The sequence below is a fragment of the Bradyrhizobium sp. in8p8 genome, from assembly GCF_000426845.1.
In the GTDB taxonomy this organism is placed as follows: Bacteria; Pseudomonadota; Alphaproteobacteria; order Rhizobiales; family Xanthobacteraceae; genus Bradyrhizobium; species Bradyrhizobium japonicum_C.
In genome coordinates this window covers 825,079-851,489 of record NZ_AUGD01000001.1, presented here as the reverse complement: position 1 = coordinate 851,489, position 26,411 = coordinate 825,079, and the positions used below count along the sequence as shown (strand labels likewise).

Annotated in this window: 25 protein-coding genes and 1 riboswitch; of the genes, 20 read left to right on the top strand and 5 right to left on the bottom strand. The window is 64.6% G+C overall.

What is annotated here, in order from left to right; genetic code table 11:
- Positions 1-115 precede the first annotated feature (115 nt).
- Together K408_RS0104110 and K408_RS0104105 are read right to left on the bottom strand one after the other, a co-directional pair.
- Complete coding sequence (locus K408_RS0104110; protein ID WP_024337086.1) at positions 116-928, bottom strand: SDR family oxidoreductase; 813 nt, start codon at positions 926-928, stop codon at positions 116-118.
- A 78-nt stretch (positions 929-1,006) separates the two neighbouring features.
- On the bottom strand, positions 1,007-2,065 hold the full coding sequence (locus tag K408_RS0104105) for a polysaccharide deacetylase family protein (RefSeq protein ID WP_024337087.1): 1,059 nt from the start codon (positions 2,063-2,065) through the stop codon (positions 1,007-1,009).
- 164 nt (positions 2,066-2,229) lie between these two features.
- Here K408_RS0104105 and K408_RS0104100 point away from each other — a divergent pair, with 164 nt between their 5' ends.
- The 10 genes from K408_RS0104100 (at position 2,230) to phoB (ending at position 12,136) form a co-directional block, all read left to right on the top strand.
- A complete protein-coding gene (locus K408_RS0104100; RefSeq protein WP_024337088.1) occupies positions 2,230-3,624 on the top strand; it encodes an OmpA family protein in 1,395 nt (464 codons plus the stop codon).
- Between the two features lie 2 nt (positions 3,625-3,626).
- Entirely contained in the window at positions 3,627-3,929 is a 303-nt protein-coding gene (locus K408_RS0104095) for a hypothetical protein (protein WP_024337089.1), read from the top strand.
- 362 nt (positions 3,930-4,291) lie between these two features.
- Complete coding sequence (locus K408_RS0104085) at positions 4,292-5,347, top strand: lysylphosphatidylglycerol synthase domain-containing protein (protein ID WP_024337090.1); 1,056 nt, start codon at positions 4,292-4,294, stop codon at positions 5,345-5,347.
- Between the two features lie 33 nt (positions 5,348-5,380).
- Positions 5,381-6,679: an ATP-binding protein gene (locus K408_RS0104080; protein WP_024337091.1), complete on the top strand. Its 1,299-nt coding sequence runs from the start codon at positions 5,381-5,383 to the stop codon at positions 6,677-6,679.
- A gap of 144 nt (positions 6,680-6,823) precedes the next feature.
- Positions 6,824-7,837 carry a phosphate ABC transporter substrate-binding protein PstS gene (pstS, locus tag K408_RS0104075; protein ID WP_024337092.1) on the top strand — a complete coding sequence of 338 codons (1,014 nt, stop codon included), beginning with the start codon at positions 6,824-6,826 and terminating at the stop codon, positions 7,835-7,837.
- A gap of 183 nt (positions 7,838-8,020) precedes the next feature.
- Entirely contained in the window at positions 8,021-9,010 is a 990-nt protein-coding gene (gene pstC / locus K408_RS0104070) for a phosphate ABC transporter permease subunit PstC (RefSeq protein ID WP_024337093.1), read from the top strand.
- 4 nt (positions 9,011-9,014) lie between these two features.
- Complete coding sequence (gene pstA, locus K408_RS0104065) at positions 9,015-9,860, top strand: phosphate ABC transporter permease PstA (protein ID WP_024337094.1); 846 nt, start codon at positions 9,015-9,017, stop codon at positions 9,858-9,860.
- Complete coding sequence (gene pstB, locus K408_RS0104060; RefSeq protein ID WP_024337095.1) at positions 9,857-10,678, top strand: phosphate ABC transporter ATP-binding protein PstB; 822 nt, start codon at positions 9,857-9,859, stop codon at positions 10,676-10,678. The genes pstA and pstB overlap by 4 nt, the downstream gene beginning before the upstream one ends.
- Positions 10,679-10,689: 11 nt before the next feature.
- Positions 10,690-11,406: a phosphate signaling complex protein PhoU gene (phoU, locus tag K408_RS0104055; protein ID WP_024337096.1), complete on the top strand. Its 717-nt coding sequence runs from the start codon at positions 10,690-10,692 to the stop codon at positions 11,404-11,406.
- Positions 11,407-11,428: 22 nt separating this feature from the next.
- Positions 11,429-12,136: a phosphate regulon transcriptional regulator PhoB gene (gene phoB / locus K408_RS0104050; protein ID WP_008143479.1), complete on the top strand. Its 708-nt coding sequence runs from the start codon at positions 11,429-11,431 to the stop codon at positions 12,134-12,136.
- A gap of 260 nt (positions 12,137-12,396) precedes the next feature.
- Here the strand turns inward: phoB and K408_RS0104045 are convergent, their stop codons facing one another.
- Positions 12,397-12,909, bottom strand: a complete 513-nt coding sequence (locus K408_RS0104045) for a GcrA family cell cycle regulator (RefSeq protein ID WP_024337097.1) — start codon at positions 12,907-12,909, stop codon at positions 12,397-12,399.
- Between the two features lie 457 nt (positions 12,910-13,366).
- Between K408_RS0104045 and K408_RS0104040 the strand changes: the two genes are divergently transcribed.
- The 3 genes from K408_RS0104040 to K408_RS0104030 all read left to right on the top strand — a co-directional run bounded on the left by K408_RS0104040 (position 13,367) and on the right by K408_RS0104030 (position 16,670).
- Entirely contained in the window at positions 13,367-14,575 is a 1,209-nt protein-coding gene (locus tag K408_RS0104040; protein WP_024337098.1) for an aspartate aminotransferase family protein, read from the top strand.
- Positions 14,575-15,510 carry an ornithine carbamoyltransferase gene (argF, locus tag K408_RS0104035; protein ID WP_024337099.1) on the top strand — a complete coding sequence of 312 codons (936 nt, stop codon included), beginning with the start codon at positions 14,575-14,577 and terminating at the stop codon, positions 15,508-15,510. Before K408_RS0104040 ends, argF begins: the two co-directional genes overlap by 1 nt.
- A 152-nt stretch (positions 15,511-15,662) precedes the next feature.
- Positions 15,663-16,670, top strand: a complete 1,008-nt coding sequence (locus K408_RS0104030; protein ID WP_024337100.1) for an Hsp33 family molecular chaperone — start codon at positions 15,663-15,665, stop codon at positions 16,668-16,670.
- Between the two features lie 121 nt (positions 16,671-16,791).
- Here the strand turns inward: K408_RS0104030 and apaG are convergent, their stop codons facing one another.
- Positions 16,792-17,184: a Co2+/Mg2+ efflux protein ApaG gene (apaG, locus tag K408_RS0104025; RefSeq protein WP_024337101.1), complete on the bottom strand. Its 393-nt coding sequence runs from the start codon at positions 17,182-17,184 to the stop codon at positions 16,792-16,794.
- Between the two features lie 194 nt (positions 17,185-17,378).
- On the opposite strand from apaG, the gene K408_RS0104020 reads away from it, so the two are divergent.
- From K408_RS0104020 to K408_RS0104010, 3 genes are read left to right on the top strand one after another with little or no spacing between them, the layout of a single operon-like run.
- Entirely contained in the window at positions 17,379-18,635 is a 1,257-nt protein-coding gene (locus K408_RS0104020) for an OpgC domain-containing protein (protein WP_024337102.1), read from the top strand.
- Positions 18,635-19,414: an SGNH/GDSL hydrolase family protein gene (locus K408_RS0104015; protein WP_024337103.1), complete on the top strand. Its 780-nt coding sequence runs from the start codon at positions 18,635-18,637 to the stop codon at positions 19,412-19,414. Before K408_RS0104020 ends, K408_RS0104015 begins: the two co-directional genes overlap by 1 nt.
- A gap of 12 nt (positions 19,415-19,426) precedes the next feature.
- A complete protein-coding gene (locus tag K408_RS0104010) occupies positions 19,427-20,407 on the top strand; it encodes an SGNH/GDSL hydrolase family protein (protein ID WP_024337104.1) in 981 nt (326 codons plus the stop codon).
- 71 nt (positions 20,408-20,478) lie between these two features.
- Here the strand turns inward: K408_RS0104010 and K408_RS0104005 are convergent, their stop codons facing one another.
- The gene (locus K408_RS0104005) at positions 20,479-21,666 is read right to left on the bottom strand and encodes an O-succinylhomoserine sulfhydrylase (RefSeq protein WP_024337105.1); all 1,188 of its coding nucleotides are present in this window, start codon (positions 21,664-21,666) and stop codon (positions 20,479-20,481) included.
- A gap of 74 nt (positions 21,667-21,740) precedes the next feature.
- Positions 21,741-21,820: riboswitch (SAM riboswitch) on the bottom strand.
- A gap of 80 nt (positions 21,821-21,900) precedes the next feature.
- Here K408_RS0104005 and K408_RS0104000 point away from each other — a divergent pair.
- From K408_RS0104000 to K408_RS0103985, 4 genes are all read left to right on the top strand, one after another.
- Positions 21,901-23,037, top strand: a complete 1,137-nt coding sequence (locus K408_RS0104000; protein WP_155248220.1) for a 2'-deoxycytidine 5'-triphosphate deaminase — start codon at positions 21,901-21,903, stop codon at positions 23,035-23,037.
- Between the two features lie 104 nt (positions 23,038-23,141).
- The gene (locus tag K408_RS0103995; RefSeq protein WP_024337107.1) at positions 23,142-23,555 is read left to right on the top strand and encodes a PAS domain S-box protein; all 414 of its coding nucleotides are present in this window, start codon (positions 23,142-23,144) and stop codon (positions 23,553-23,555) included.
- A gap of 104 nt (positions 23,556-23,659) precedes the next feature.
- Entirely contained in the window at positions 23,660-24,712 is a 1,053-nt protein-coding gene (locus K408_RS0103990) for a hypothetical protein (protein ID WP_024337108.1), read from the top strand.
- Positions 24,713-24,869: 157 nt separating this feature from the next.
- The gene (locus K408_RS0103985; protein ID WP_024337109.1) at positions 24,870-26,315 is read left to right on the top strand and encodes an MATE family efflux transporter; all 1,446 of its coding nucleotides are present in this window, start codon (positions 24,870-24,872) and stop codon (positions 26,313-26,315) included.
- Positions 26,316-26,411: the final 96 nt, after the last annotated feature.

The following is a 26,411-nucleotide window of genomic DNA, read 5'->3' as shown; positions in this document are numbered from 1 at the left end:
GTTTCTGGGCGGCTCAAGAAAATCCCTTGCTGATCAAGGGGCATTCTACTGTGCATGGGGTTGTTTTCGACGTTTCGGTTTTGGGCCCCATTGCGTGTGACCAGAGATCGCCCGATCAATCGCTGTCCCACCCGCTGCCCTTGATCCCCGGGTTCGCATAGACGATGCCGCCGTCGACCGCGATGGTCGCCCCGACGACGTAATCGCCCGCGCGCGAGGCGAGATAGATCGCGGCGCCCGCCATGTCCTCGTCGGTGCCGATGCGGCCGACGGGTACGCGCGTTGCGACCTCGTCGGCGTGGTCGCGCGCGGCGCGGTTCATGTCGGACTTGAACGGGCCCGGCGCGATCGCGGTGACCACGATGTGGTCCGGGACGAGCTTCACCGCCATGCGCCGCGTCAGATGGATCAGCCCGGCCTTGCTCGCGGCATAGGAATAGGTCTCGCCCGGATTGACGAAGATGCCGTCGATCGAGGCGATGTTGATCACCTTCGCGGGCCGCTCCGCGCTTCCCGACGCGCGCAGCGTCGGCGCCAGCGCCTTGGTCAGGAAGAACGGCGCCTTGACGTTGAGGTTCATCACCTTGTCCCAGCCGCTCTCCGGAAATTCGTCGAACTCCGCGCCCCAGGCCGCGCCGGCATTGTTGACCAGGATGTCCAGCCTGGCCTCGCGCTTGCCGTACTCATTCGCCAGCAGCTCGCAGCCGGCGACCGTGGAGATGTCGATCGGCAGCGCGATGCACTCGCCGTCGTATTGGGCGCTGAGCTCTTTCGCGGTGGCTTCGCAGGGTCCTGCCTTGCGCGCGGTGATGTAGACCTTCGCCGCGCCGGCGCTGAGGAATCCCGCCGCAATCATCTTGCCGATGCCGCGCGAGCCGCCGGTCACCAGCGCGATGCGGCCTTTGAGCGAGAACAGATCGTTGAACATGGTGCCTCCCTTGATTGGCGCTTGTTGTGAGCGGGGCGGGGAGGGGAGTCAATCTCCGCCGCCGCGGACATCGAGGGGCTACGCCGCCGCGATCCGGCGGAGGCCGTTCCACATCGCGGTCGCAGCGCCCGAGGTCAGCACCGGCAGGATGCGCGCGTCCTGGTAGTTGCCGTTGAGCGAGACGCGTGGCAGCGCCGTCATGTGGGCGGCATTGTCGGCGAACAGCATGCCGGGCCGCGTCGTCACCGCGGTCTTGAAGCCGGCGGCTGCAGCAAGGGTGAATTCGCGCATCCCCGCGGCCTCGCGGTCGCCATAGGGGTAGGCAAGATGCAGCACGGGGCGCTCCAGCGCCTGCTCGATCCGCGCGCGGCTCACCGTCATCTCCTGCGCGGCAACGTCTTCCGCCTGCTTGGCGAGGTTGCAATGGCTGACGCTGTGCGCGCCGATCGTGACCAGCGGATCGGCGGCGAATGTCTTCAACTCGGTCCAGGACAGGCAGAGGCTGCGGCACAGCGCTCCCATGTCGACGTCGTACGTCGTGCACAGTGCCTCGATCTCGCGCTTGAGGTCGTGCTCGCCCGGCAGCGCGCGCAGCCAGTCGTGCAGGCGGTCGAACGTTGCCTGCTTGGCCGCAGGCGTCGTCGCATCGAGCCGCAATGCAGAATTGCCGATTGTAATGTCGATCTGCTCGGCCTTCGCGATGACGGCCTCCAGCGCCGCCCACCACAGGCGTCCGGTGCCGTCGGCAAAGTCGCTCGCGACATAGACGGTCAGAGGCGCGTCAAATTCGCGCAGCACCGGCAGTGCATGGTCCAGATTGTCGCGATAGCCGTCGTCGAGGGTAAAGGCGGCGAAGCGGCGGTCGAACCGTCCCTGCGCCAATCGCTCGTGCAGCTCGTCCATGGTGACGATGTCGATGTCGCGCGAGCGCAAATGGCACAGTGTCGCGCGAAGGAATTCGGGGGTGACTTCGAGATGCCGGTTCGGCTGAAACGCGGCCTCACGGGCCGGCCGCACCCGGTGCAGCATGAAAATGGCGCCGACGCCCGACAAGAGCGGGCGCAACAGGTGGTGCGCCCCGCTGAAATAAAGTGCTCCCAGCCCGGCGCGGATGACGTTGTTACGCAGTTGTTTCATGACCGGCTGAGGGACTCTGGCATTCCGCCTTCAACTTACGGAAGAACCCTTGAAGAAAAAGTTATTTGGATTGTCCAGGCAGGGCCTTCGGAACGGCACCATTTCCGGTTTGACAGCCTGCCAAGGGTTTGTTTTGTCTCCGTTTCCAGAGTTCGGGTCGTCGAATGCAAAAGCTTTTCTCGTGGGCCAGCAAATGGTGGCCGGGGCTGATCCCCCTGGCCATCATGTGGGGATTTGCGGCCTGGAATAACACCTTACCGGTTGAGGCCGACCTGTCTGCCCGAAGCTCGGCGGTGCTGAAGAATACCGTCCTGGACAAAACCCGGATCGCGGTCGATGGCCGCGACGTCAGCCTGGCCGCGGACGCCTTCTCCGAGGAAGGGCGCCGCGACGCCGTGATGGCGGTCGAGACCGTGCCCGGCGTGCGACTGGTCGACGACCGGACCCGACTTGTTCCCGAGGCCAAGCCTTTCGTCTGGAATGCCGAGCGTGACGTGGTGCGGGTGACGCTGTCGGGCTCCGCGTCCTTGCCGTCGATGAAGGCCCGGCTGACCGAGGCGGCCCGCAAGGAGGTCGGCGGCGCCGAGGTGGCCGACCAGATGGGTCTGGCACGCGGCGCGCCGCCGCGGTTCGAGGCGGCCGCGATGCTCCTGCTGGACCAGATCGGCAAGCTCAAGGACGGCAAGATCACGATAACGGACACCAAGGTCAATCTGTCGGGCATGGCGCGCGAGCTCGGCGGCCGCGAGGCGATCGCAGCAGCGCTGAAGAACCTGCCCGAGGGCTTTTCAATCGCCGCCAACGACATCAAGGCGCCCCCTTATATCTTCCAGGCCTACAAGGACCCGGTGGCGGCGAAGGTGACGCTGACCGGCTACGTTCCCGACAACAATGTCCATGCGGCAATCGCCACCAGCGCCTCGCGAAAGTTCTTCACCGAAAAGGTCGTGGACAATCTCAAGGCCAGCGTCGGCGCACCCGGCTCCTTCAGCATGGCGGTCGTCGCAGCGCTTGGCGCGCTGTCGCGGCTATCGACCGGCACGCTCGTCGTCTCCGATCGCGAGGTGAAGCTGTCCGGTGATGCGCTCTACGAGGGCGCCGCCAACGACATTCGCGCTGGCCTCGGCAGGGACTTCCCGAAAACCTGGCAATACAAGCCGGAGATCACGGTGAAGCCCGCGGCAGGCCCCGTCGACGGCACCGTGTGCCAGCAATTGTTCACAGAGCTGCTGACCAAGGGCAAAATCCGCTTCGCAAACAAGCGCGCGGATATCGATCCCGACTCCGTGGCCATCCTTGATCGTCTCATCGAGACCGCACTGCGCTGCCCCACCACCAATATCGTGGTCGTCGGGCATACCGACGCGGACGGTGAGGATTCCTTCAACCAGGCTCTCTCGGAAAAGCGCGCACAGGCGGTGATCGACTATCTGGTCAAGGCCGGTTTGCCGGCCAGCCGGTTCACGGCGGTCGGCCATGGCAGCACGCAGCCCGTTGCCAGCAACGACACCGATGAAGGCAAGGCGCGGAACCGCCGCATCGAATTTCTGGTGAGGTGACGATGCCCTATCTCGTCTCTTTCCACCTGGGCTGGCTGATCGGCTCGTTGCTGCTGGGCTTTTGCATGGGCTGGATCTCGGTGGTCCAGCGCGGCAACGGCACCTCGAAGGTGACGGCGCGCTGGCTCGCCGCGCTTGCTGTGGCTCTGATCGCGGCCTCGGTCGCCCATGTTGTCCCCGGCCGCTTCGGCTACTGGCTCGACCTTGGGCTGATCATGTTCGCCTGCTATCTCGTCGGTTGCACCATTGGTGCATGGCTGCGCGACCGCGTCGTCTCGCGCACCGCACCGCCGGCGGCTCCGTGATGTTGCCGTGCACCCTGACCGCGCGGCCGATAGATTGAAGTTGGCTTAAGTCGTGACGGAACATTGTGCGGCCGAAATCATCAAAACTTCATGGCGTCTGCGCAGGATTGCCACGGAGATTCGCGTCAACCGTGCCGCCGAAGGCGCCAAACCGTGCATCAGGAGCCATGACCCTGCCTAAAATACTGAAGGCACGTGTTTTTGTTCGAACTGGCGAATTCCACTCCGCCCGAAAACGCGCTAGTGGAGGGGCAGGGGGCATGCGCGATGCCGGTGCCGGCGGCGAAGGTTCGTTGAGTGCCTGTGAGTCGTCCGCCCGTCCGCCGGCCACCCTGGCCGCTGAAGCGTTGTTCGAGGTCTAGATGCTGGAAGCCATACGCAGGGCGACGTCGTTTCTGCGCGAGAAGCAAGTCCTGCATAAGCTTGGCGTTGTGATCAGCATCGCGGTCATCGGGATCGCTTGCTATGTGCTCTACCACATGCTGCGGGGCATCGATTTCAACGAGGTCCTCGAAGCGATCAAGAGCACCGAGCCGAGCCAGATTGCGATGGCGGCGCTGTTCGTCGCTGCGGGCTATTTCACCCTGACCTTCTACGACCTGTTCGCCACGCGCGCGATCGGCCACGCCCAGGTGCCCTACCGGATCACCGCGCTCGCGGCCTTCACCAGCTACTCGATCGGTCACAATGTCGGCGCATCCGTCTTCACCGGCGGCGCGGTGCGCTATCGCATCTATTCGGCCTATGGACTGAACGCGATCGACGTCGCCAAGATCTGCTTCCTCGCCGGCCTCACCTTCTGGCTCGGCAACGCCGCCGTGCTCGGGCTCGGCATCGCCTACCATCCGGAGGCTGCAGCCTCGATCGACCAGCTTCCGCCCTGGCTGAATCGGACGCTGGCGCTGATGATCATCGCGGCGCTGGTCTGCTACGTGGTCTGGGTCTGGACCCAGCCGCGGGTGGTCGGCCGCGGCCCCTGGACCGTGGTGCTGCCGGGCGGCCCCCTGACGCTGCTCCAGATCGCAATCGGCATCATCGATCTCGGCTTTTGTGCGCTCGCCATGTACGTGCTGGTCCCGGACGAGCCCAATCTCGGTTTCGTCGTGGTCGCGGTGATCTTCGTCTCGGCGACCCTGCTCGGCTTTGCCAGCCATTCGCCGGGAGGCCTTGGCGTGTTCGACGCCGCCATGCTGGTCGGCCTCTGGCAGATGGACCGGGAGGAGCTGCTGGGCGGAATGCTGCTGTTCCGCCTCCTCTATTATGTGTCGCCCTTCGTCATATCTGTAATCTTGCTGACGTTTCGCGAAGTTATAATCGGCACACGTTCGAAGCGCTTGCAGCAGGCGGCACTCAAGCTCGACCCCGGCCCGGCGCGTGAAGCCGCCTATGTGAGAGAGCGTAGCGACAGCGGTGCCTGACCGCCGCAAGTCCTCCAGGAGAAGCCCGTCCCGATGGCGATCGACGCCCCATCTTCTCCCAACGTTCAGCCATGGTCGGACCGGCTGCGGCACTCGACCATCATCCTCATCGCCGCGGCGCTGGCGCTGTCAGTCGTGGTCTCGCTCGGCGAATTGTCGGCACTGCACGCCGCGATCGTGTTCCTCTGCATCGCGGCGGCTGCCCTGATCCCCTGGCGGCTGCACGATCCCGCCGCTTCCCGGGACGACGTCAGGCGCATCAACCCGGTCGAGAGCGCGGCGGTGGCCGCGGTGGTCGCCGGCATGCCGGATCCGGCTGTGCTGCTCGACCGCGCCGGTCGCGTCATCCACCTCAATGCCGCCGCCGCTCAGCTCGCCCCGGCGCTGCGTCGGAACGAGCTCGCCCAGTTCGCGCTGCGCTCGCCGGAGATCATCACGGCACTGCGCGAGGCGATCGCGACCACCGAGCCGCGGCGCGCGACCTATCTCGACCATGTTCCGGTCGATCGCTGGATGGAGCTCATGATCACGCCGGTGCCGGTTCCGACCAGCTTCGGCGGTACCGACAAATGCATGCTGATGACCTTCCACGACCAGACGCCGCTGCGCCGGGTGGAGGAGATGCGCGCCGACTTCGTCGCCAATGCGAGCCACGAGCTGCGTACGCCGCTGGCCGCATTGTCGGGCTTCATCGACACGCTGCAGGGCCAGGCCAAGGACGACCCCAAGGCGCGCGAGCGCTTCCTCGGCATCATGCACAACCAGGCCACCCGCATGGCGCGCCTGATCGACGATTTGCTGTCGCTGTCGCGGGTCGAGCTGTCGGCCCATGTCCGGCCCGACACCCTGGTCGACCTCGTGCCGATCATCCGCCAGGTCGCCGACGGGCTCGAGCCGCTGGCCCGCGAGCGCCAGGTCGTGGTGGAAATCCAGCTGCCGGATCCGCCGGTGATGATCGCCGGCGACCGCGAGGAGCTGCTCCGCCTGTTTGAGAACCTGATCGAGAACGCGCTCAAATACGGCGCCTCCGGCGGGCGCGTCATCGTGTCGCTGACATCAGGCGCCGCCTCTGATGGAACTCAGGAAATCCGGATCATGGTACGCGATTTCGGCCCCGGTATCGCGCCCGAGCACCTGCCGCGGCTGACCGAGCGCTTCTATCGGGTGGACGTCGGCGACAGCCGCTCGCAAGGCGGTACCGGACTCGGATTATCGCTGGTGAAACATATTCTTAACCGCCACCGCGGCCGGCTTTTGATCGAAAGCGTGCCCAAGCAGGGTGCAACTTTCACGGCGTGTTTTCCCCAGGCGAAGATTTCGACCGCGGCCTAAAAACCAAGCGAATCCAAATGCTTGGTTGCGTCATCCAACTGTCATGAAACCTTCGTAAAAGCACAGCCGACCGCTCCTAAACGGGCGGCGCGGGGAGCGCGATCGGGCGCGGATGGCGCTTCGCTCCCCTGTATGGAGACCAGCATGAATTTCCTCAAAACTATGGTCGCTGCTGGCTTGGTAGCCGCATCGACGACGGCCGCCTTCGCGGCCGACATCACCGGCGCCGGCGCGACGTTCCCGTTCCCGCTCTATTCCAAGTGGGCTGACGCCTACAAAAAGGAGACCGGCAACGGTCTGAACTACCAGTCGATCGGTTCGGGCGGCGGCATCAAGCAGATCCAGGCCAAGACCGTGACCTTCGGCGCGAGCGATATGCCTCTCAAGCCCGAGCAGCTTGAAAAGGACGGAATGATCCAATGGCCGCAGGCGATGGGTGCCCTGGTGCCGGTCGTCAATCTCGAAGGGATCAAGTCGGGCGAGCTGGTGTTTTCCGGCGAGCTGCTGGGCGACATCTATCTGGGCAAGGTCAAGACTTGGAATGACCCGGCGATCGCCAAGCTTAATCCCAAGGTGAAGCTCCCCTCGGACGCCATCACCGTCGTGCGTCGGTCGGACGGTTCCGGCACCACGTTCATCTGGACCGATTTCCTTTCCAAGACCAATGCCGAGTGGAAGACGAAGGTCGGTGCCGGTACCGCGGTCGAATGGCCGACGGGCGTTGGCGCCAAAGGCAATGAAGGCGTCGCGGGCAATGTCAGCCAGACCAAGAACTCGATCGGCTATGTCGAGTATGCCTATGCCAAGCAAAACAAGCTGACCTACGGTGCCCTGATCAACAAGTCCGGAAAGACCGTGCAGCCGACCGTTGCGGCCTTCCAGGCTGCAGCCGCCAACGCCGACTGGGCCGGCTCCAAGAACTACTATGTGATCCTGACCGACCAGCCGGGTGAAGCGTCTTGGCCGATTACCGGCGCGACCTTCATCCTGATGCACAAGGATGCGACCGACAAGGCGGCCTCCCAGGAAGCCCTCAAGTTCTTCAAGTGGGCGTTCGAGAAGGGCGACAAGATGGCCGAGGAGCTCGACTACATCCCGATGCCCGACACTGTCGTGAAGCAGATCGAGAAGACGTGGGCTGCCGAGATCAAGAGCTGATTGCAGCGTACTGAACTCGCGCTCCGCCTCGCGGCGGGCGCGAGTGGACGAGCGGCCCGGAATCTTCAGGATTCCGGGTCCCCTTCAAGACAATCCCGGAACGACGCGGGCAAGCTGTCGAAAACGACCGCCTTTGGCGGCATGCAGCTGGCGTGAGCAAAACAGGGGATCGGCGTGGCAGAGATGGCCGTTCAGAGCGATGTAATCGACGATGCCGGACCGTATGATCGCGCCAAGGCCTTGGGCGCGTTCAAGCTCGGCGACGTCACTTTCTATTGGATCACGCGGCTTTCCGCGATCTCGGTGCTGCTGATCCTCGGCGGCATCATCCTTTCGCTGGTCGTCGGCGCCTTCCCCGCGATGAAGGAGTACGGCCTCTCCTTCCTGTGGACGCAGCGCTGGGCACCGTCCGCCGATCCTCCGGTGCTGGGCGCGCTCGGGCCGATCTACGGAACGCTCATCACCTCCTTCATCGCCATGCTGATCGCCATTCCGGTCGGCCTCGGCATTGCGATCTTCCTCACCGAGCTCTGTCCGCAATGGCTGCGCCGCCCGATCGGCATGGCGGTCGAGTTGCTCGCCGGCATTCCCTCGATCATCTACGGCATGTGGGGCTTCTTCGTGCTCGGGCCGTTCCTGGCCAACACCTTCCAGCCATTCATGATCAAGGTCTTCGACGGCGTCCCTGTGCTGGGCGCGATCTTTGCCGGGCCCCCCTCCTATCTCAGCCTGTTCAACGCCGCGCTGATCCTCGCGATCATGGTGCTGCCCTTCATCACCTCGATCTCGGTCGACGTGTTCAAGACGGTGCCGCCGGTCTTGAAGGAAGCCGCCTATGGTGTCGGCTGCACCACCTGGGAAGTCGTCCGCAGCGTGGTGATCCCCTACACCCGCGTCGGCATCATTGGCGGTGTCATGCTGGCGCTGGGCCGCGCGCTCGGCGAAACCATGGCGGTGACCTTCATCATAGGCAATTCGTTCCGCATCTCATCGTCGATCTTCGCCCCGGGTACCACGATCTCGGCGGCGATCGCGTCGGAGTTCGCCGAGAGCGACGGCCTGCACCAGTCCGGCCTGATCCTTCTCGGTCTGCTCCTGTTCGTGTTGACGTTCTTCGTGCTCGCAGCCGCGCGGCTGATGCTGATGCGCCTGGAAACCAAGGCCGGGAAGTAAAGCCATGAACCCGATCTATGCACGTCGCCGCCGCTGGGACATCGTCATCCGCGGGCTCTGCATCGCCGCTGCCGCCTTCGGCGTCACCTGGCTCGCGCTGATCCTGATCACGCTGTTCTACAACGGCCTGGCCGGGCTCAACTTCCAGGTCTTCACCGCTGACACCCCGCCGCCCGGATCGACCGAGGGCGGCCTGCGCAACGCTATCGTCGGCTCGCTGATCATGACCGCGATCGGCGTCGGCATCGGCGCGCCGCTCGGCCTATTCGCCGGCACCTATCTCGCCGAGTACGGCCGCAACGACAAGCTGACCTCGGTGATCCGCTTCATCAACGACATTCTGTTGTCGGCGCCCTCGATCATCATTGGCCTGTTCATCTACGGCGCGGTGGTGGTGCCGATGCGAGGCTTCTCGGCGATCGCGGGCGCGCTGGCGCTCGCCGTCATCGTGATCCCGGTCGTGGTGCGCACCACGGAAGACATGCTGCTGCTGGTTCCCAACCCGCTGCGTGAGGCCGCCAGCGCACTGGGCCTGCCGCGCTCGCTGGTGATCAAGCGGATCGCCTATCGCGCCGCGCGTTCCGGCCTCATCACCGGCGTGCTGCTCGCCACCGCCCGCGTTGCCGGCGAGACGGCACCGCTGCTGTTCACCGCGCTCTCGAACCAGTTCTTCAGCCTGGGCCTGGACAAGACCATGGCCAACCTGCCGGTGACCATCAACAATTTCGTGCAGAGCCCCTACGCCTACTGGAAGCAGCTCGCCTGGAGCGGCGCGCTGCTGATCACCCTGACCGTGCTTGCCCTGAACATTGGCGCGCGCATCATCGGCGCCGAGAGGACTGCAAAATGAGTGAAATGTCTGTTTCCGTCAGCGCGCCGACCGTCCATCCCGGCTCGCAGCCCCTGCCCGAGGCGCCCGCCAAGGTTACGGCGCGCAACCTCAACTTCTACTACGGTGAGCACCATGCATTGAAGAACATCAATCTGGCGCTCGGCACCAACCGCGTCACGGCATTCATCGGCCCGTCCGGCTGCGGCAAGTCGACCCTGCTGCGCATCTTCAACCGGATGTACGATCTCTATCCGGGCCAGCGCGCCACCGGTCAGCTGCTGCTCGACCACACCAACATTCTCGACCCCAAGCTTGATCTCAATCTGCTGCGCGCCCGGGTCGGCATGGTGTTCCAGAAGCCGACCCCGTTCCCGATGACGATCTACGAGAACATCGCGTTCGGCATTCGTCTGTACGAGAAGATCTCGAAGTCCGAGATGGACGACCGCGTCGAGAAGGCGTTGCGTGGCGGCGCGCTGTGGAACGAGGTCAAGGACAAGCTCAATGCTTCCGGCCTGTCGCTTTCCGGCGGCCAGCAGCAGCGCCTCTGCATCGCTCGCACTGTCGCGGTCCGGCCCGAGGTGATCCTGTTCGACGAGCCCTGCTCGGCGCTCGATCCGATCTCGACGGCGAAGGTTGAGGAACTGATCCAGGAATTGTCCGAGAACTACACGATCGCGATCGTCACCCACAACATGCAGCAAGCGGCGCGCGTCTCGGACAAGACCGCGTTCATGTATCTCGGCGAGCTGATCGAGTTCGACGATACCAGCAAGATCTTCACGTCGCCGAGCGACCGGCGCACGCAGGATTACATCACCGGCCGGTTCGGCTGAGGAGACGGAACATGGGTTCTGAACATACCGCAAAGGCCTTCGACAGCGACCTCCAGGAGCTCACGCGCCTGGTTGCCGAAATGGGCGGCATCGCCGAGCGCATGATCGTCGATTCCGTCGACGCGCTGATCCGCCGCGACGTCGCGCTCGGCCAGCGCGTCGTCGCCACCGACACCGAGCTCGATGCGCTGCAGAAGCGCATCGAGGAGCGCGCGGTGCTCACCATCGCGCGCCGCCAGCCGATGGCGGTTGACCTGCGCGAGATCGTCGGCGCCATGCGCGTCGCGACCGATCTCGAGCGCATCGGCGATCTCGCCAAGAACATGGGCAAGCGCGTCGCGGCGCTGGAGACGGATTTCCATCCGCTCAAGCTGTTCCGCGGCCTGGAACACATGACCGACCTGGTGCAGCAGCAGGTCAAGTCGGTGCTGGACGCCTACGCCGCGCACGATCTGCCGGCGGCAATGGCGGTGTGGAAGGGCGACGAGGAGGTCGACGCGATCTGCACCTCGCTGTTCCGCGAGCTCCTCACCTATATGATGGAGGATCCGCGCAACATCTCGTTCTGCATCCATCTGATGTTCTGCGCCAAGAACATCGAGCGGATCGGCGACCACGCCACCAACATCGCCGAGACCGTGTTCTACATGATCGAGGGGCAGGCGATCACCGACAAGCGGCCGAAGGGCGACATGACCAATTTCGCCACCACGATACCGAATACCTGAAGACGTAAGGAGCGACGACACCATGGGCGCACGCATTATGGTGGTTGAGGACGAGGAAGCTCTCACCGAGCTTCTCCGCTACAACCTCGAAGGCGACGGCTATGACGTCGAGACGGTGATGCGCGGCGACGATGCCGATACCCGCCTCAAGGAGCACATTCCCGATCTGATCGTGCTCGACTGGATGCTGCCTGGGCTATCGGGCATCGAGCTGTGCCGGCGGCTGCGCACGCGGCCCGAGACCAAGCAGCTCCCGATCATCATGCTCACCGCGCGCGGCGAGGAGAGCGAGCGGGTGCGGGGGCTTGCGACCGGCGCCGACGACTACATCGTCAAGCCGTTCTCGGTGCCGGAGCTGCTCGCGCGCGTGAAGGGGCTTCTGCGGCGCGCGAGCCCCGAGCGGCTCGCGACGGTGCTCGCCTATGGCGACATCGAGCTCGACCGCGACAAGCGCCGCGTGGCGCGCTCGGGCCGGCCGATCGATCTCGGCCCGACAGAATATCGCCTGCTTGAGTTCTTCCTGGAGCATCCCGGCCGCGTGTTCTCGCGCGAGCAGCTGCTCGACAGCGTCTGGGGCCGCGACATCTACATCGACGAGCGCACCGTCGACGTCCATATCGGGCGCCTGCGCAAGCTGCTCAATCTGGGTCGCGAGCAGGACCCGATCCGCACGGTCCGCGGCGCCGGCTACGCGCTGGATGATCGGTTCGCCAAGGCGGAGCAGACGTAAAGCTCTAAACTGGCGAGTGTTGGTTTCGCGAGATGCGGCAATGATCTTGGCCGCCATCCCGGGACGCGCGCAGCGCGAGCCCGGGTCCATAACCACAGAACGTGCTTTGACGAAGACTCGGAGTGACCATCTCGCGCGACAATTGCGCGCTGTGGCTACGGATCCCCGCCCCTCGCGCGCAATCGCGCACCAGGCGGGGATGACACCGAGTTACTGGAGCCGTGATCGCGTCACGGCTGCCATCAGGTAGATCGACAAACTCAGCGCGTGCCCGGCTTGGCCGGCGCGCGCCGGCGGTCTGCTGCGGGCTGATACGCCACGCGCGAATGCTGGGCGCAGTAGGGCAGGCCGGAAAGCGCCTTGCCGCCGCAGAAGAAGAAATCCGGGCTCGAGGGATCGCCGACCGGCCAGTGACAGGTCGCCTCGTTCAATTCCAGTAGCGACAGCCGTTGGCTCATAGGCACCACGTTGTCGTAGGTAACAGGTTCAGCCTCAACCTCGACCTCGAAGGCCTGCGCCAGCGCGGTGTTGCCGCGCGCGACGGGGCGAGTGACTCGCATCATGTGCTGCGCGGGCCGTGCCTTGCGCGGCCGGGGCGCTGCCGATGAAGGGCTCTTGGCGCGGCCGGACAGGCCGAGCCGGTGCACTTTGCCGATCACGGCATTGCGGGTCACATTGCCGAGCTCCGCCGCGATCTGGCTGGCCGAAAGTCCGGCCTCCCAGAGCTTCTTCAGCTGCTCGACGCGATCATCGGACCAGGTCAAAACCGTCATTGCACCCTTTCCCTCGCTGCGCGCCTGCCGTCCTGGGGCCTTCACAGCGAATGCTTAAGCCTTGAAAAACCCGTGCCGCCAGAATCCCTTAAGGCTCGCCGGGCGCGCTCAAGACGCCCGAACGTTTACGCCGGTACATGAGGACTCTTGGGATCAGAACTGCTGCACGAGATGTCGTATCTGACAGTCCAAACGCTACAATATGGCGTGACTCCCGCGCAAGAGTCCGCCGACTCGCGTCCACATGTTCCGTGGTGAAAATCCCGCAAAATCGGCACCGCAAGACTACGGATTCAGCGTTTCGCGGGGCTTTCGGGCGGCATTGACACACGTCTTGCCAAGCATAAGATAGTCCCACGTGCCGCCCTTAAAAGGCGGCACGTTTCGTTTTCCGGGCCGGTCAATGGTGCGTTGCGCAATGCATGCATCACACCGTCCGCAACATTCAAGTGACGTCATGACTAACAGCGCCGCGCCGCATTTGCTCCCCGTTTTCGCCAGGGCCGACCTCGGTTTCGAGCGCGGTGAAGGCTGTTGGCTGATCGCGACCAACGGAGATCGCTATCTCGATTTCACCTCGGGCGTGGCGGTGAATGCGCTCGGCCATGTTCATCCGGCGCTGGTCAAGGCGTTGCAGGAGCAGGCGACGAAGCTCTGGCACATGTCGAACCTGTTCCAGAGCCCGGACGGCGAGAAGCTCGCAAGCCGGCTCTGCAACGAGAGCTTTGCGGACTTCGTGTTCTTCTGCAATTCCGGCGCCGAGGCGCTGGAAGGCGTGATCAAGCTGGTGCGCCACCATCACTTCTCGAAGGGGCATCCTGATCGTTACCGCATGATCACCTTCGAGGGCGCCTTCCATGGCCGCACGCTGGCGACGCTCGCCGCCACCGGATCTGCAAAATATCTGGAGGGCTTCGGTCCGCCGATGGAAGGCTTCGACCAGGTGCCGCATGGCGACCTGGAAGCCGTGAAGAAGGCGATCGGCCCACACACCGCGGGCATCCTGATCGAGCCGATCCAGGGCGAGGGTGGCGTTCGTTCGTCGCCTCCCGCCTTCCTCAAGGCGCTGCGCGAGCTCTGCAACGAGCACGGCCTGCTGCTCGCCTTCGACGAAGTGCAGACCGGCATGGGCCGCACCGGCGAGCTCTTCGCCTACAAGCGCACCGGTGTCGTGCCCGACGTAATGTCGCTGGCGAAGGCGCTCGGCGGCGGCTTCCCGATCGGCGCGGTGCTCGCGACCGCGGACGCGGCCGCCGGCATGGGGCCCGGCTCGCACGGTTCGACCTTCGGCGGCAATCCGCTCGCGATCGCCGCGGCCAATGCCGTGCTCGATGTCATGCTCAAGCCCGGCTTCTTCGACCACGTGCAGAAGATGTCGCTGCTGCTCAAGCAGAAGCTCGCCTCCGTGATCGACCGGCACCCCGATGTCGTCAGCGAGGTACGCGGCGAGGGCCTTTTGGTCGGCATCAAGGCCGTGGTGCCTTCGGGCGATCTCGTCGCGGCGCTGCGTGCTGAAAAATTGCTCACCGTCGGGGCCGGCGACAACGTAGTGCGCTTCCTGCCTCCGCTGATCGTCACCGAGGCCGAGATCGAGGACAGTGTCGGGCGGCTCGAACGCGCCTGCGCTGCGATCTCGTCCAGCCAGACCAAGCGGGCGGCAAGCTGATGAGCAAGACGCCCGACAAAGCTCCTAAGCACTTCTTGGACATCAACGAGCTGCCGTTGTCGGAGCTCAAGCGCATGCTCGCCGCATCCTCCGCCATGAAGGCCAAGCAGAAGGCGCATCAGCCGGTCAGGCCGCTCGAAGGCAAGACGCTGGCGATGATCTTCGAGCGTCCCTCGACCCGCACGCGCGTCTCGTTCGACGTCGGCATGCGCCAGCTCGGCGGCGAAGCGATCATGCTCACCGGCGCCGAGATGCAGCTCGGCCGCGGCGAGACCATCGCCGACACCGCGCGCGTGCTGTCGCGCTATGTCGATGCGATCATGATCCGCATCCTCAATCACGATGCGCTGCTGGAGCTTGCGGCCAACGCCACCGTGCCCGTCATCAACGGCCTGACGCGGCGCTCGCATCCTTGCCAGGTGATGGCCGACCTCATGACCTATGAGGAGCATCGCGGCCCGATCGAGGGCAGGACGGTGGCCTGGACCGGTGACGACAACAACGTGCTGGCGTCCTGGGCGCATGCCGCAGAACGCTTCAAGTTCCAGCTCAACGTCGCAACACCTTCCGAGCTCGCACCGAAGAAGGCGATGCGGGACTGGATCAAGGCGACCGGCGCGCCGATCGTGCTCGGCACCGATCCGGAAGCCGCCGTGCGCGGCGCCGACTGCGTCGTCACCGACACCTGGGTGTCGATGGGCGACAAGGAAGGCGAGCACCGCCACAACGTGCTGAAGCCGTACCAGGTCAACGCCAAGCTGATGTCGCTGGCCAAGCCGGACGCGCTGTTCATGCACTGCCTGCCTGCCCATCGCGGCGAGGAGGTCACCGATGAAGTGATCGACGGCCCGCAATCGGTCGTGTTCGACGAGGCCGAAAACCGCCTGCATGCGCAGAAGGGCATTCTGGCCTGGTGCTTTGACGCGGTGAAATAAGCTTGCTTGGAGTCCGGATGAAGCGCAGCGAAATCCGGGGTTCTCAACTCGTGAAACGATCTCCCCGGATACCCGGGCTACGCGGCCCGTGAGGACGACGGAATGCCGGCGTTCCCCTTCCATTTTCCGCCTCCGACCCCAAATAGTGCGCCATGGTTTCCCAATCCCCTGACATGAAAACCGGGCCGGAAGGTCCGGTTCGCGCACCATCGGCCGTTCCGATCGACGACGCGGTGCTGCCTTACGAGGTCGACGCGCTCGACGTGCGCGGGCGGCTGGTACGGCTCGGCCCGGCGCTCGACGACATTCTCACCAAGCACGATTATCCGGCGCCGGTCGGCAAGCTGCTCGGCGAGGCCATCATGCTGACGACGCTGCTCGGCAGCGCGCTTAAATTCGAGGGCCGCTTCATCCTGCAGGCCCAGACCGATGGTCCGGTCTCGTTCCTGGTCGTCGATTACGTGGCGCCGGATCGCCTGCGCGCCTATGCGCGCTTCGATGCCGCGCGTCTCGGCGAAGCCAAGGATTCCGGCACGCTGCTTGGCCGCGGCCATCTCGCCATGACCATCGACCAGGGCCCCGACATGAGCCGCTACCAGGGACTGGTCGCGCTCGACGGCGGCAGCCTGGAAGACGCCGCGCACGAATATTTCCTGCGCTCCGAGCAGATCCCGACGCGCGTCCGCCTCGCAGTCGGCGAGGAGTGGCGCTCGAGCGACGGCGGCAAGCATCGCTGGCGCGCCGGCGGCATGTTGATGCAGTTTCTGCCCAAGGCCCCCGAGCGTGCCTGGCAGGCCGATCTGCATCCCGGCGATGCCCCTGATGGTACCGAGGTGCACAGCGTCGCCGAAGACGACGCCTGGGTCGAGGCGCGCTCGCTGATCGAAACCGTCGAAGACATCGAGTTGATCGATCCCGAGCTCTCCGGCGAGCGGTTGCTCTACCGTCTCTTCCACGAGCGCGGCGTGCGCGTGTTCAATCCGCAGGTCCTTCAGGCCCGGTGCTCCTGCTCGCGCGATGCGGTTGCCTCGATGCTGAATAGCTTCTCGCCCGACGACCGCGCCGCGATGGTGAAGGACGACAAGGTCGTCGTCACCTGCGAGTTCTGCTCGTCGGTCTACCAGTTCACGCCGCACGAGGCGGGCGTCGAGGACGCTTAATCCTATCCTCCGTCATTGCGCGCCAACCGGTCCGCGCGAAGCGCGGCCCGGTGACAGGCTCCGCGAAGCAATCCCGCGTCTTTGCGCGGTGGCGGTCTGGACGGCTTCGCTGCGCCCGTCCTCAGTTCAACACCCGCTTGTTGTCGGGGCTGTCCAGCGAAAATGTCGGTACGTCGATTTCGAAGCGCTCGCCGGTTTCGCTGACCATCTGGTACCGACCGGTCATGAAACCGGAGGCGGTCGAGAGCGGCACGCCGGAGGTGTATTCGAAGCGCTCGCCGGGGGCCAGGATCGGTTGCTCGCCGACCACGCCCTCCCCCTTTACCTCCTGTTGGCGGCCGGAGGCATCGGTGATGATCCAGTGCCGCGTCTTGAGCTGCACCGTCTCCTCGCCCGAATTGGTGATCACGATGGTGTAGGACCAGAAATAGCGTGAGCGGTCCGCCGACGACTGCTCCGGAACAAAGTTCGGCTCGACGGTCACTTCGATCTGGCGGGTCACGGCGCGGTACATGGCTGCATCATACCGAAATCCGTCCCGGGAACCAAACGCCCCAGGCTGGCTTCGGCGACATCGTCCGGCCAGATTTGGAAGGGAAGGACACCCACAGTGACCTCCTGATGTGGGTCCGGCCGCTTTGCGAGACGGCCGCCGGACCGCTACATTCCGTCAACGTCGCGATTTGCGGGAAGGGTTTTTTGCCCCCGATGACCATTGCCGACCAAGTGACGGGACCGACGATCGCGGGCGCCGCTGGCACCAAGCCCGCGGCGGCCAAGCCACGCACCGCCGTACCCGCCATTACGCTGCCGGCCATCGGCGAGCGCGAGCTCCGGCTCGATCTGTTTCGCGGACTCGCCTTGTGGCTGATCTTCGTCGACCACCTGCCGCCCAGTCTGCTGACCTGGTTCACGATCCGCAATTACGGGTTCAGCGACGCCACCGAGATCTTCATCTTCATTTCCGGCTATACCGCCGCCTTCGTCTACGGCCGGGCGATGCTGGAGAGCGGCGTCGTCATCGCCACCGCGCGTATCCTGCGCCGCGTCTGGCAGATCTACGTCGCCCACGTCTTCCTGTTCACGATCTTCCTCGCCGAAATCTCCTATGTGGCGACCCGCTTCGAGAACCCGCTCTATACCGAAGAGATGGGCATCATGGACTTCCTCAAGCAGCCCGACATCACCATCGTGCAGGCGCTGCTTTTGCGTTTCCGTCCCGTCAACATGGACGTGCTGCCGCTCTACATCGTATTGATGCTGGCGCTGCCTTTTATCCTCTGGTCGATGAAGTGGCGGCCCGACGTCACGCTCGGCCTCTCGGTCGTGCTCTACGCAGTGACCTGGGAGTTCGATCTTTATCTGTCGGCCTATCCGAACGGCTTCTGGGCCTTCAATCCCTTTGCCTGGCAATTGCTGTTCGTCTTCGGTGCATGGTGTGCGCTCGGAGGTGCGCGCCGCATGTCGCGCATTCTGTCGTCACGCGTCACGATGTGGATGGCTATCGCCTATCTCGTCGCGTCGTTCTACGTGACGTTGACCTGGTATGTGCCGCAGCTCTCCCAGTTCATGCCGAAGCTGATCGAGCAATGGATGTATCCGATCAACAAGACAGATCTCGACGTCTTGCGCTTCACGCATTTCCTGGCGCTGGCCGCGCTCACGGTGCGTTTCCTGCCGCGGGATTGGCCGGGCCTGAAGTCGCCTTGGCTGCGGCCGCTGATCCTGTGCGGTCAGCATTCGCTCGAGATCTTCTGCCTCGGCGTCTTCCTGGCCTTCGCCGGCCACTTCATCCTGGCGGAAGTCTCCGGTGGCGCAGTCATGCATGCGTTGATTAGTCTCTGCGGAGTCCTGATCATGTGGGGCGTGGCGTGGGTGATTTCGTGGTATAAGCGCGTGGCTGACAAGAGCGGTGCGAAAAGCAAAAACGCCGTCGGCAACGCCGATCTGGCGGGAGGGGGCTGATGAAGGCGAAGGTTCTCCTGAGCCTGATCCTGCTTTGCGGTAGCCTGACCGCGCCGACGGCGCGAGCGGGCGATGCTGCGCCCACGGCTTCCGCTGCGCCCGCTTCGTGCGATTTGCCGGCCTATCTGCTGACCAGCGAAAGCCCGCTGCCCAAGGTCGCCGCCGCCGTCAAGGCTGGCAAGCCGCTCGAGATCCTCGTCATAGGCAGCCGCTCGACGACCATCCCATCTTCGGAGAACAGCTCGTACCCCGCGCGCATGGAGGCGATCCTCAAGGAGAAGCTGCCGCCGTCGGGAGTGGTGCATGTCTCCGTAGAAATACAGAGCAAGAAAACGGCAGAGGAGACCGCCGCCACCTTCGTTAAGCTGATGGAAGCAAAAACGCCTACCTTGGTGATCTGGCAGACCGGGACCGTGGATGCTATCCGAGCCATCGATCCCGACGACTTTCGCAGCGCCGTCACCGAAGGCGTTGTTGCATTGCAAAGTGCGGGGACTGACGTCGTCTTGATGAACTTGCAGTACAGTCCACGGACCGAAACCATGATTTCGGCCCAGCCTTTTCTCGATAATATGCGGGTCGTGGCACAGGAGCACGACATCCCGCTGTTCGATCGTTTCGCAATCATGCGGCAGTGGAATGATCAGGGTCAGTTCGACCTGTTCAGCCCGTCCCGCGGGCCCGAACTGGCGAAACAGGTCCATGATTGCCTTGGCCGGGCGTTGGCACAATTCGTGATCGACGCAGCTCACCGGGAGCCGGCCCAGCAGCAAAATTGAGGTCTAGCGTTAATGAGTTCTCTCCGCCCTTTTTGCCTGACGACATGGCTGGCCGCGCCTGCAGCCGCAGCGCTGTTGCTGCTGGCGCCGGCCGCATACGCTCAGACGCCAGCCGCACAGCCGACACCGGCGCAGCCGGCTGATCCGACTTCCGCTTCGCCTGCCCAGACCACCGTTGCCGCGAGGTCGTCCGAGCAGCGCGGCGTCACGTCGCGTGCCATCGACAAGGTGAAGGAGGTTGCAAAGTCGGCCGCCGACATCTTCAACCGTGTGCCATGCCTGCCGTCTAAGGGCGGTTCGAAGACAATGGGCTCGCTGCCGCACGTTGCGGGCAAGCTCGCCGCCGGCCAGCCCGTCGTCATCGTCGCGTTCGGCTCGTCGTCGACCCAAGGGTTTGGCGCGAGCTCGCCGGAGTTCAACTATCCCAATCGTCTTGCCGCGCAGCTGCGCCGGCACTACCCGACCGCCGACATCACGGTCATCAATGCCGGTGTCGGCGGCGAGGATGCCCCCGAGATGATGAAGCGCCTCCAGACGCAGGTGATCGACGTGCATCCGGATCTCGTGATCTGGCAGGTCGGCACCAACGCCGTGCTGCGCAATCTCGATCCCGGCGACACCGTGAAGCTGGTCGAGGAGGGCATCAGCCGCATCCAGGCCGCCGGCGGCACCGACATCGTGCTGGTCGATCCGCAATATTCGCCGGCCGTCAATCAGCGCGCCGAGAGCGCCGGCAAGATGGTGAAGCTGCTCGGCAAGGCCGCCGAGCTCCGTCACGTCGGCATCTTCCCGCGCTTCGAGGTGATGCGCGATTGGCACGAGAAGCAGGCGATTCCGGTCGAGGGCTTCGTCATCGCCGACGGCCTGCACATGAACGATTGGGGCTATGCCTGCTTCGCCCAGCTATTGGGTGACGACATCATCCGGTCCGTCGACCAGATCAAGCTCGGTGTGAACGTGCCCGCGGACGTGAGGACATACCGGCCGATGTGAGAAGGCGAATAGGGACTGGCGACTAGCGAATAGATCAACCTATTCGCCAATCACTCTCCGCCATTCGCTATTCACGCCTTCGCCAGCGCCGCCGTCAGATCCTCGATCAGATCGTCCGGATGCTCCAGCCCGGCCGAGAAGCGGATGAAGCCTTCGCTGATGCCGAGCGCGGCGCGGTCTTCCGGCTTCAAGCGTTGGTGTGTCGTCGTCGCCGGATGCGTGACGAGGCTCTTGGCGTCGCCGAGATTGTTGGAGATCTTCGCAAGCCTCAGTTCATTGAGGACGCGGAAGGCAGCCGCCTTGCCGCCCTTGACCTCGAAGCCGACCAGCGTCGAGCCGCCGCGCATTTGCTTCTTGACCAGTGCCGCCTGCGGATGATCGGAGCGGCCGGGATAGACGAGCCGCGAAATCTTCGGATGGCTCGCCAGCACCTCCGCAATGCGCGCAGCGGTATCGGTCTGCGCGCGCACGCGCACGCCGAGCGTCTCGAGACCCTTGAGCAGGACCCAGGCGTTGAACGGCGAGATCGACGGGCCGGTCTGGCGCATGAAGTTGTGGATGTGCTCGGCGATGAAGGCTTCCGAGGACAGGATGATGCCGCCGAGGCAGCGGCCCTGGCCGTCGATATGCTTGGTCGCGGAATAGACGACGACGTCGGCGCCCAGCGCCAGCGGACTCTGCCAGATCGGGGTCGCGAACACGTTGTCGACCACGAGCCGTGCGCCGCCTCCGTGTGCGATCTCGGCGATGGCGGGAATGTCGAGCACGTCGAGCGTCGGATTGGTCGGGCTCTCAAGGAAGAACGTCTTGGTGTTCGGCCGAAGTGCACGCTGCCATTGGTCGAGGTCGAGCCCATCGACCAGCGTGGTCTCGATCCCGTAGCGCGGCAACAGGTCCTGGATGACGTAGAGGCACGAGCCGAACAGCGCGCGCGAGGCCACGACGTGATCGCCCGCCCTCAGCGGCGCCAGGATCGCGGTCGTCACCGCGGCCATGCCGGTCGCCGCCGAGCGGGCAGCCTCGGCGCCCTCGAGCTCGATCATGCGGCGCTCGAACATCGCGACGGTGGGGTTGGAGTAGCGCGAATAGATGAAGCCGGGATCCTCGCCCTTGAACCGCGCCTCGCACTCCTCAGCGCTGTTGTAGACGTAGCCTTGTGTCAGGAACAGCGCCTCGGACGTCTCGCCATATTGCGAGCGCAGGGTCCCGGAATGGACCAGGCGGGTTTCGGGACGGTAGGCAGCAGGCGACTTTGACATTGGACCCTCCGACATGACCATCGACGCGCAAATGGTCACAAAAAAACCGGCCTGGATATCTCCACGGGCCGGGATCACAGAGGTCCCCGGCCTGTTTAGCGACTTATTTAACGTGGCTGCAAGCCGGCCGGCTCAAATCACCACGGGATAAGTGATGCTCATATTCCGCAACGCCCTTTCCGTCAAGGCGTCCATCGGCTAGCCGTAAACGGCCGGCATGTCCCGCATGTCGGGATGCGACAGACCCCTGATGAGGACCCCCGGTTGACGTTCACGGTCGCCGCCGACGCCAATGGTATCCTGCCCGACCGCATGATCGCGGCGATGGCGGAAGCGGGGCTCATTTTGCCGGCGTACGACTTCGTCGAAAGCCAGATCCAGCCGGCGAGCCTCGACCTGCGCCTTGGTGATATCGCTTATCGCGTTCGCGCCAGCTTCCTGCCGGGCCCTGGCGCCACGGTTGCCGAACGCATCGACGAGTTGAAGCTGCACGAGTTCAGCCTCGCCGACGGCGCAGTGCTTGAGACCAACTGCGTCTACATCGTGCCGCTGCTGGAGAGCTTGGCGCTGCCGCCGGAGATCGTCGCGGCCGCCAACCCAAAGAGCTCCACCGGCCGGCTCGACGTCTTCACTCGCGTGATCGCCGACGGCACCCGCCGTTTTGACATGATCGGCGCCGGCTATCATGGTCCGCTCTATGCCGAGATCAGCCCCAAGACGTTTCCGGTGTTGGTGCGCGAGGGCTCGCGCCTGAGCCAAGTGCGCTTCCGCACCGGTGACGCCATCCTCAACGCCGACGAACTCGATGCGCTGCATGCCACCGAGCGTCTCGTCGACGTCGACGATGCCGATCTCTCGGGCGGCGTCGCCGTCTCCGTCGATCTCTCCGGCGAGAAGGGCGGCGGCTTCGTCGGCTACCGCGCCAAGCGCCATACCGGCGTCGTCGACGTCGATCGTCGCTCCGGTTATGCGGTGGAAGAATTCTGGGAGCCGATCTCGGCGCGTCCCGACGGCAGCCTGATCCTCGACCCGGGCGAGTTCTACATCCTCGCCTCGAAAGAGGCGGTGCAGGTGCCGCCCGATTACGCCGCGGAGATGGTGCCGTTCGATCCCTTGGTCGGCGAGTTCCGCGTGCACTATGCCGGATTCTTCGATCCCGGCTTCGGCTATGCCGGCGCAGGCGGACAGGGCGCACGCGCCGTGCTGGAGGTTCGCTCGCGCGAAGTTCCGTTCATCCTCGAGCACGGCCAGATCGTCGGCCGCCTCGTCTATGAGAAGATGCTGGCCCGCCCGGACGCCATGTACGGCCAGCGCATCGGCTCGAACTACCAGGCGCAGGGCCTTAAACTATCGAAGCATTTTCGGGCGTAGCTTCATCCTGTAGCCCGGATGGAGCGCTCGTGTGATCCGGGAACTCTCGCCGAGAAAACCCGGATTGCGCTGCGCTCCATCCAGGCTGCATGCGAGGTGACGAGATGAGCAATCCATCCGATCTCGACATACGTATCATCGAAGACGTTGCGGACGCGCTGATCTATTCGGATCGCTCCGGCACGATCACGCGCTGGAATCGTGCTTCGACCGCGCTGTTTGGCTTCTCCGCCGCCGAAGCGCTCGGCCAGAATCTCGATCTGATCATTCCCGAACATCTTCGAGCCGCGCACTGGAAGGGTTTCGAGGCCGCGCTTGCGAGCGGCACCACGAAGCTTGCAGGCAAGCCGACGCTGACCCGCGCGCTGCACAAGAGCGGGCGCAAGCTCTACATCGAGATGACCTTCGCGCTGGTGCGTGATTCCGGCGGCAACGTGCTGGGATCAGCGGCGATGGCGCGGGACGTCACCGAACGCACCGAGCGCGAGCGAGCGGCCAAGGCTGCACAAAATTCGTGATGCGGAATTGGCGGCGTGCAGTGCAGGGCGGCCTGCATGCGCCTCATGTTGCCTGCCACCGGGCGCGGTGACACACTCGATCAAAACCAGGATCGGGAGTGAACATGACCGCCGCATCAGATACAGCGCAGGAAACCCAATGGAAGCGCTGGCGCGCGATCGCCGATCTCTACCACGCTTACTTTACCGGTCTGATCCTCACCGTGGTCACGCGGCGCGGCACCGCGGATGCAGCTGAATTCGTCTTCCGCGTGTTCCGCCGTCAGCAGCAGGAACGCTTCCTGCCGGGTCTCGAGAAGCTCGGCCTCGACCATCTGCCGCCGGCGGTGGCCGCTGCGCAATATCACTATCTCTCCAACTGGATCGGCGGCGTGCATGTCGAGTACATGTATGAGAGCGACACCAAAGCCTGGATCCGCTACCCGCCGCCACGCTGGATCTGGAAAGGCACTGCGATCTGCGGCATCCCCGGCGAGGTGTCGCGGGCGATGTTGCGCGGCTGGCACGCCAACAACGGCGTCGCCCTCGGCGATCTGCGTCTGGGCTTCGTCTGCACCAAGCAGAGCGTCGACGGACAGGACGGGCTCGAAGGTTATTATCATCAATACGACCATCCGCTCGAGGTCGACCAGCGGCTCGTCTTCGCGCGTCACCTTGAAGCGCCGCTGTTCGACGCGAACAGTGCCCCGGCGCTGCCTGTCGCGAGCTGGCCGAAGCCGCGTCTGGAGAAGGCCTATCGCAACTATGCAATGGAATACGTCCGCACGGCGGCGCCCGTGCTGGTGCAGCTGTTTGGTCCGGAAGATGGCGGGTATCTCCTGCACCTCACGGGGAAGCTGGTCGGCATGCAATATTTCGATGAGGTCGCAGCAGCTCTGACGATGCGCCGCGGTGGCGCACACGAGTTCGTATCGTTCCTGAATGCGCTGTTCGCTGCGCAGGATGACGTGGCCGAGACCACACAGTCCGAGGGTACGTTCGAAATCCGCCAGCAGAGCTGGAAGCTGATGGACGACGTCGCCGACTATCACCCCGCCTGCGCGGAAGTGCTTGAAGGATTGTTCGAGGGGCTGGCTGCGGGATGCGGGCGGCACATCGGCGTGCACCTGCGGCCTTCTGTCGGCGGGCGTCCGCCGCTGGTGTGGACGATCCAGTAATCTCACATGGAAATGCACTGTCGCAGGGCATGCTTGCGCACTGCGCAGGAGGAATCTTGGCGAGCCGTGCTAACAAGCCCGTGCCGCGCACCGCGCGCAAGCAGATTATTGGCACACCTGTTCATTACTGCGCCGCAAGTGGTGCCCGGGAGAGGACATGTCCGACATCGCCGAGATCCCGGTCGATGAGCAAGAACGCCCGTTGCCGCCACCTCCGCCGCCGATCAGGAGCGCGCTGACCGACGGCCCGATCCTCCGCACGCTGCTCTCACTCGCCTGGCCGAACGTGATCGGCCTGTCCGCCGGCATCTGCGTGGTGATTGCGGAAACCTCCTATGTTGGCCGGCTCGGCGTCGAGGCGCTGGCGGCGATGGCGCTGGTGTTTCCGACCATCATTCTGACCATGACCATGTCGGGCGGGGCCATGGGCGGTGCGGTGGCCTCGGCCATCGCGCGCGCGCTCGGCGCCGGGAACCGCGAGCGCGCCGGCACGCTCGCGGTCCATGCGCTGCTGATCGGCGTCAGCTTCGGCCTCGTCTTCATGCTCGGCATGCTGATCTTCGGACCCAAGGTGCTCGAAATGCTTGGCGGCCGCGGCGATGTGCTGACGCATGCGATCGCCTACACGCAGGTGTTTTTCGGCGGCGCCGTTCTGCCCTGGCTGCTCAACACCATGGCCGGCGTCTTGCGCGGCACCGGCAACATGAAGCTGCCGTCCTTCCTCATCCTCAATTCGGCGGCTTGGCAAATCGTGCTCGGCGGCACGCTGGGCCTCGGGCTCGGACCTGTGCCGCGCCTCGGCATGCACGGCGTCGCCGCCGGGGCGCTGATCGCCTATTCCATGAACATCTGCATCATGGGCTGGTACCTTTTCTCCGGCCGGGCGCGGATCGCAATGAGGCTGCGCGGCCTGCGCATTCAATGGGCGATGTTCTTCGACATCCTCAAGGTCGGCGCCATCGCCTGCTTCTCGCCGCTGCAATCGGTTCTGACGATCTCGATCTTCACTCACATGCTGGCGAAGTTCGGCACCGCGGTCCTCGCCGGCTACGGCATCGGGGCGCGGCTCGAATTTTTGCTGACCTCGATCGCGTTCGCGTTCGGCATCGCCTGTGTGCCGATGGTTGGCATGGCGATTGGCGCCGGCCGTATCGCGCGCGCCCGGCGCATCGCCTGGACCGCCAGTGCTGCCGCCTTCGTGGCGGTCGGCGCGCCGGCCTGCCTCGTCGCGATCTTCCCCGACCTCTGGGTCAACATGTTCACGGACAGCCAGGCGGTGCGCGCGGCGAGCCATCAATATCTGTCCACGGTCGGGCCGTTCTACGCCTTCTTCGGCCTTGCCACGACGATGTATTTCTCCTCGCAAGGCGCAGCCAAGGTGATCGGGCCGGTGCTGGCGCAGACGGCGCGGCTGGTCTACATCGCGGGCGTCGGCTGGTGGCTGTCGACGCACGACGCGAGCGCGCAGAGCTTCTTCTGGCTCGCCGCAAGCTCGATGGCGGTGCTCGGCCTTCTGTCATGCTCCAGCGTGGTGCTGACGCGCTGGGGACCGCGCAAGGGCAAGCCGGGGATCAGGCCTGCACTGTCGGGCGCAGCCGACTAGCGGGACTTGTCGCGGCGACGGCGCCGCCGGTATGGCGATTCGCGTCGATATTGCGGGATCATCGCCGTCATGTCGCTGCCATTGCTGCCGCCAAGC

Coding starts and splice junctions, on each gene's coding strand:
- K408_RS0103990 (WP_024337108.1), top strand. CDS start 23,660: ATGACCGCCGCATCAGATACAGCGCAGGAAACCCAATGGAAGCGCTGG.
- K408_RS0104080 (WP_024337091.1), top strand. CDS start 5,381: ATGGCGATCGACGCCCCATCTTCTCCCAACGTTCAGCCATGGTCGGAC.
- phoB (WP_008143479.1), top strand. CDS start 11,429: ATGGGCGCACGCATTATGGTGGTTGAGGACGAGGAAGCTCTCACCGAG.
- K408_RS0104110 (WP_024337086.1), bottom strand. CDS start 928: ATGTTCAACGATCTGTTCTCGCTCAAAGGCCGCATCGCGCTGGTGACC.
- K408_RS0104040 (WP_024337098.1), top strand. CDS start 13,367: ATGACTAACAGCGCCGCGCCGCATTTGCTCCCCGTTTTCGCCAGGGCC.
- K408_RS0104045 (WP_024337097.1), bottom strand. CDS start 12,909: ATGACGGTTTTGACCTGGTCCGATGATCGCGTCGAGCAGCTGAAGAAG.
- K408_RS0104030 (WP_024337100.1), top strand. CDS start 15,663: ATGGTTTCCCAATCCCCTGACATGAAAACCGGGCCGGAAGGTCCGGTT.
- pstB (WP_024337095.1), top strand. CDS start 9,857: ATGAGTGAAATGTCTGTTTCCGTCAGCGCGCCGACCGTCCATCCCGGC.
- K408_RS0104005 (WP_024337105.1), bottom strand. CDS start 21,666: ATGTCAAAGTCGCCTGCTGCCTACCGTCCCGAAACCCGCCTGGTCCAT.
- phoU (WP_024337096.1), top strand. CDS start 10,690: ATGGGTTCTGAACATACCGCAAAGGCCTTCGACAGCGACCTCCAGGAG.
- K408_RS0104000 (WP_155248220.1), top strand. CDS start 21,901: ATGCGACAGACCCCTGATGAGGACCCCCGGTTGACGTTCACGGTCGCC.
- pstA (WP_024337094.1), top strand. CDS start 9,015: ATGAACCCGATCTATGCACGTCGCCGCCGCTGGGACATCGTCATCCGC.
- K408_RS0104095 (WP_024337089.1), top strand. CDS start 3,627: ATGCCCTATCTCGTCTCTTTCCACCTGGGCTGGCTGATCGGCTCGTTG.
- K408_RS0103985 (WP_024337109.1), top strand. CDS start 24,870: ATGTCCGACATCGCCGAGATCCCGGTCGATGAGCAAGAACGCCCGTTG.
- K408_RS0104100 (WP_024337088.1), top strand. CDS start 2,230: ATGCAAAAGCTTTTCTCGTGGGCCAGCAAATGGTGGCCGGGGCTGATC.
- apaG (WP_024337101.1), bottom strand. CDS start 17,184: ATGTACCGCGCCGTGACCCGCCAGATCGAAGTGACCGTCGAGCCGAAC.
- pstC (WP_024337093.1), top strand. CDS start 8,021: ATGGCCGTTCAGAGCGATGTAATCGACGATGCCGGACCGTATGATCGC.
- K408_RS0104010 (WP_024337104.1), top strand. CDS start 19,427: ATGAGTTCTCTCCGCCCTTTTTGCCTGACGACATGGCTGGCCGCGCCT.
- K408_RS0104015 (WP_024337103.1), top strand. CDS start 18,635: ATGAAGGCGAAGGTTCTCCTGAGCCTGATCCTGCTTTGCGGTAGCCTG.
- K408_RS0104020 (WP_024337102.1), top strand. CDS start 17,379: ATGACCATTGCCGACCAAGTGACGGGACCGACGATCGCGGGCGCCGCT.
- pstS (WP_024337092.1), top strand. CDS start 6,824: ATGAATTTCCTCAAAACTATGGTCGCTGCTGGCTTGGTAGCCGCATCG.
- K408_RS0104105 (WP_024337087.1), bottom strand. CDS start 2,065: ATGAAACAACTGCGTAACAACGTCATCCGCGCCGGGCTGGGAGCACTT.
- K408_RS0103995 (WP_024337107.1), top strand. CDS start 23,142: ATGAGCAATCCATCCGATCTCGACATACGTATCATCGAAGACGTTGCG.
- K408_RS0104085 (WP_024337090.1), top strand. CDS start 4,292: ATGCTGGAAGCCATACGCAGGGCGACGTCGTTTCTGCGCGAGAAGCAA.
- argF (WP_024337099.1), top strand. CDS start 14,575: ATGAGCAAGACGCCCGACAAAGCTCCTAAGCACTTCTTGGACATCAAC.